Source organism: Brucella sp. 22210, assembly GCF_052045675.1.
Classification (GTDB): domain Bacteria; phylum Pseudomonadota; class Alphaproteobacteria; order Rhizobiales; family Rhizobiaceae; genus Brucella.
Genome location: NZ_JBQEPD010000092.1, coordinates 1 through 4,335, shown reverse-complemented (window position 1 = coordinate 4,335; position 4,335 = coordinate 1). Strand labels below are relative to the sequence as shown.

Here is a 4,335-nt window from a genome sequence, read left to right as displayed (position 1 = left end):
AAACTGGACCGTTTATAATGAGAGTTTTCCGCGCTATTTTCCTGGCTGGGAGAAGGAGTGGAAGGCATGAAAGCATCGAAGTTTTCGGACGCTCAGAAGGTGTTTATTCTCAAGCAGGGAGATGACGGCGTTCCGGTAGCGGAAATCTGTCGCAAGAGCGGGATCAGCCAGGCAACTTATTTCAACTGGAAGAAAAAGTATGCAGGTCTGCTGCCTGATGAGATACGGCGGCTGCGCGCCTTGGAAGAGGAAAATACGCGGCTGAAGAGGATTGTTGCAGACCTCACGCTTGATCGGGAGATGTTGCAGGATGTGATCCGCCGAAAACTTTAAGGCCTGCGCGGAAACGTGATCTGGTGGCGGGAATGCTTGTTGATTGGGGAATATCGATCCGACGGGCTTGTGCAGCACTAAGCTTCGAAAGATCGACTATCAATTACAAGTCCCGCCGCACCGTGCAGGCCGCTGTTGAGAAGCGGATCAAAGAGATTTGTGAAACCCGTGTGCGATAGGGTTACCGTCGCGTACACGTCCTGCTTCGTCGCGAAGGCTGGACCATCAACATGAAGAAAACACGTCGAATATACAATGAGTTAGGACTTCAGCTCAGGAATAAACATCCGAAACGTCGTGTCAAGGCCAAGCTGCGTGAGGATCGTCAACAAGCGATCGGGCCGAATGATGTTTGGGCGATGGACTTTGTGCATGATCAGCTGGCAACAGGAAAGAAACTCCGGATTCTGACTATTGTCGATACGCATTCACGCTACTCGCCGGCAACCGATCCGCGCTTCAGTTATCGTGGTGAGGATGTCGTTCAGACACTTGAGAAAGTGTGTCGTCGTGCTGGCTATCCGAAGACAATAAGGGTTGATAATGGAAGTGAGTTTGTTTCGCGTGACCTCGATCTGTGGGCCTATGCCAACAAGGTCACACTGGACTTCTCCCGACCCGGAAAGCCGAGGGATAACGGGTTCATCGAAGCCTTCAACAGTAAGCTTCGCGCCGAGTGCCTGAACGCACACTGGTTCTTAACGCTTGAAGATGCGCGCGAAAAGTTGGAGAATTGGCGTCGACACTATAATGAGGATCGTCCTCACTCGGCAATCGGATATAACGTGCCGATTGCCTTGCATAATCCCGATGGCGTCATCAGCCCGCCATTGGCATAAGAGCCGGAAAATTCTAATTCCCGGCGGTCCAAGTTTTCGTCCGCACCCTTTTAGCCGCCCAACCGGGTCACCTCTCAGTGAAAATCAACTCAGATCGGCAAACTCGTCGATCTGTTCAAGCCCACTGATTACACCAACTACTTCAACTCTTGCGGATAGAACCAGAATGAGTGGAAACCGCTCTAAATTTCGCGAGCCTATTAGGATTTGCCGAGTTGACTTATTTTCTTAAATATACTGCTCGATTTGTCAATCTTGGAGTCACTTGCTAAAAGTATATCCCCATCTCGAATGTAAAACTTATGCATTAAAACAAAATTGGAGATTTCTCCCAAATCTACGTGAAAAATAAGTGATTTTGAAGAATCCGATAGTGAATTATTCTCGGCAGTTTGCTTAACAGTGGAGGGGGAGCGAAATACATATAAATTCATATTTTCTTGAGATTCGCCCTGCAATCCTCCTGCGCGTGCAATGGCTTGTGGTAGCGTAAATTTCCCGAGTTCGAAAGAATATTCTCCTGTATTCTTGAACGATCCAAGGGCCGTAAACACAGAATTACTTGAACTAACAATAATCTGATCTCCCGGAAGCAGATTGATATTTTGAGTTGTGTCGTTCATTATTTGCTCAAGGGAAACTGAAGAACGCTGATCACGCCGAGTCACGGTGATCCTTCCTGCTCCAGTAGATGGGCCGCCCGCTTGAGCTAGAATGTCGAGAATGTGGTCGCGTCCAGACACGAGGGCAAATTGACCAGGATTGCGGATTTCACCATTCACGGTGACAACGCTCGAAGGTCTTTCCACCATTGTTATAACTGCTTGAGGATCAATTGAAGCTCCCCGTAAGCTTGCAACAATCTGTTTTTGAAGGCCTTCTACGGTAAAATCCGTTGCCTTTTTATTTCCAACGTATGGGAGTGTTACCGAACCATTTTTGCCTACGGTGAACCGGCCGAGGTTCAACGCCGTACTCTTGGTCCTCGCAAGGATTCCATCCTCGCCTGCATCAAAAATCGTTACATCGAAGACGTCTCCAGGTTGGATGCGTGAAGCGCCACCATGCACAGTCAATTGCCTCAGATCACCTGGCTTCTCTGGAAAGTCGCTTGGGGCTAGCACATCAAAGTCTTGAACACGAGCGTTGCTAAGTTCGACAACCGCGGTTGGAATGCCGTTCTCGTAAATATTAGATTTGCTTGACGATGAACAAGCACTTATGAGGCAAAGCGCACTCAAAACAAACAAAATGCGCATCAAATTTCTATTTCCTCATTTAGAATAAAAAATAAAGACGAAAACGATAAGATAGGACAAATGTAGCCAATATCAATTGCGTGCATCTCTCTTCATAAAAATCAAACATTCACGATATATCGGTGTAGATGAAACTTCAATACTAAATCGTTCCACTGCAATTAAATATAAGCTGATTTTAGAAAATTAAGATATTTAGGTATACGAAATGAAGGTCTTTTTCCCATCGTTTCCCATGATTACCGAGCTTTTTTGGCCAAAGCCAAGAGAGGAGAAAATTGCAGCTGGACGGTTCGAGTTACTGCTAAATCGGCGTAGAATGTTGAATTCTGGCGGGTTGAGCGTGCGGATTTATGGATATGATGCCGGGTTTTGCCGAGCTCATCGTCGCCCGTGCGATGCCGTTGGTTCTCACGAACATTCCCATTCCGGTTTTCTGGTGGGCGAACACATGCTCTACACGGGATCGGATCTTTGAACGTCTGCCATTGGCCCGCGCCGTCGCCTCGCTCATCGGCCGTCCCTTCGGCTTCTTGTGATGAATGTCGGAGACGAAGCCATTCTTGTCGAGCCAGGCTTCGTTCTTCTTCGACCGATAGGCCGTGTCAGCCTATACCGTTGAACCAGTGTTCGACCGCCTGACCAAGTTGCGCAGTTGAGCGCCGTCATAGGCGGCGGCATGCGTCACCGTCCAGCCGCGAATGAAGCCATGCCGCTGATCAATCGAAGCGTGGTTCTTGTAGCCGAAGACGGAAATGGCGATGTCGCGCTTGTGATCCTTGCCTTCATTATCCACTTTGGCCTTCGGGAACTTCACCGTCCATCGTGCGTCTCGATCTTTCTGTCTCAGCTTTGTCCTTCCAATCGTCTGGTACCTTGCCCGCCTCAAGATCGGCCTTCTCAGCAGCGGTATTACGCTGCCTCGGTGCGGCCACAACCGTGGCATCGACAATCTCCCCGCCCATCGCCAAATATCCGGCCTTCGAGAGATGACGATCAAAGTGAGCAAACAGGTTCTCAATGGCGCCTGCCTGCACGAGATGTTCGCGAAACAGCCGGAAGCACCGGATTGCAGGCAGGCCGACCACCTTTTGAGCCGTCCGAGCGCTTCACCGCCTTGGACAATGGTTTGCGAAACAGATCCCATGGCACGACGCTCTCCAGTTTCTCCATTGGATCACCGGCTTCGCTTAGCCGCGCATAGCGCTCATCAATGTCCCGGAAACCAGCCTGTCCCCGCATTTACATCCTCCGCAAAAACAGCACGGGGATTGAATCAAATTCCGACCCAAAATGCGAGGTTTTTCGAGGCGTCCAGCAGGACTTGTCAGTTCGACGGTGCAGCTTCAGGCTGTCGAACAAACCGGCATTGGCCGAAAAGCTCACCATGATCGTCGGTCTTTCTGCCCAGGTGGTCCTGTCGGTCGGTGAGTGGAGTGCACCCCGTTTCGCCGGACACGTCGGCTAGGTTGATTTAGCCCTGATGAACTGCCGAGGGGAAGCCATCTTGAGCGCGGAATGGGGATGAATTTCATTATAGTCTTCAATCCATCCATCGATGAGACGGAGCGCCGTTTCGGCGTCCGGTAGTGCCGAGATACGGATGTAATCCCGCTTCAGGGTTTTAACGAATGCCTCGGACATTCCGTTCGACTGCGGGCTGGCCACGGGCGTGAAGCAGGGCGTCAGATTGAGTGCTTGAGCAAACAGCCTCGTGTCCCGCGCGGTATAAGCCGAGCCATTGTCAGAGAGATGCTCGATAGCATGCGGGGCTCGTGTTGCATGGAAGCGTTTCTCGACCGCCTCCAACATCATGTCACGCACGTCTGAGCCGGAAATGCCTGCATTGGCAACCGCCGTCCAGGCGATGATTTCGCGGTCGAATGCGTCGATGACGAAGGCGA

General features: G+C 50.6%; 2 protein-coding genes and 2 pseudogenes. 1 reads left to right on the top strand and 3 read right to left on the bottom strand.

Annotated elements, in window-relative coordinates; translation table 11 throughout:
• Positions 1-66: 66 nt before the first annotated feature.
• A pseudogene (locus ACTJKP_RS26385) lies at positions 67-1,172 on the top strand (IS3 family transposase).
• Between the two features lie 200 nt (positions 1,173-1,372).
• Here the strand turns inward: ACTJKP_RS26385 and ACTJKP_RS26380 are convergent.
• From ACTJKP_RS26380 to ACTJKP_RS26370, 3 genes and pseudogenes are all read right to left on the bottom strand, one after another.
• Positions 1,373-2,431 (bottom strand): polysaccharide biosynthesis/export family protein, encoded by a 1,059-nt coding sequence (locus ACTJKP_RS26380; RefSeq protein WP_440632764.1) that lies wholly within the window; start codon positions 2,429-2,431, stop codon positions 1,373-1,375.
• Positions 2,432-2,735: 304 nt separating this feature from the next.
• Positions 2,736-3,673 (bottom strand): annotated as a pseudogene (locus tag ACTJKP_RS26375) (transposase).
• Positions 3,674-3,895: 222 nt separating this feature from the next.
• Positions 3,896-4,335, bottom strand: a 440-nt coding sequence (locus tag ACTJKP_RS26370) for an integrase core domain-containing protein (RefSeq protein ID WP_440631580.1), incomplete at its 5' end; no start/stop codon positions are given.

Excerpts from the sequence above, each read along its gene's own strand:
- ACTJKP_RS26380 (WP_440632764.1), bottom strand. The coding sequence starts at position 2,431 with ATGCGCATTTTGTTTGTTTTGAGTGCGCTTTGCCTCATAAGTGCTTGT.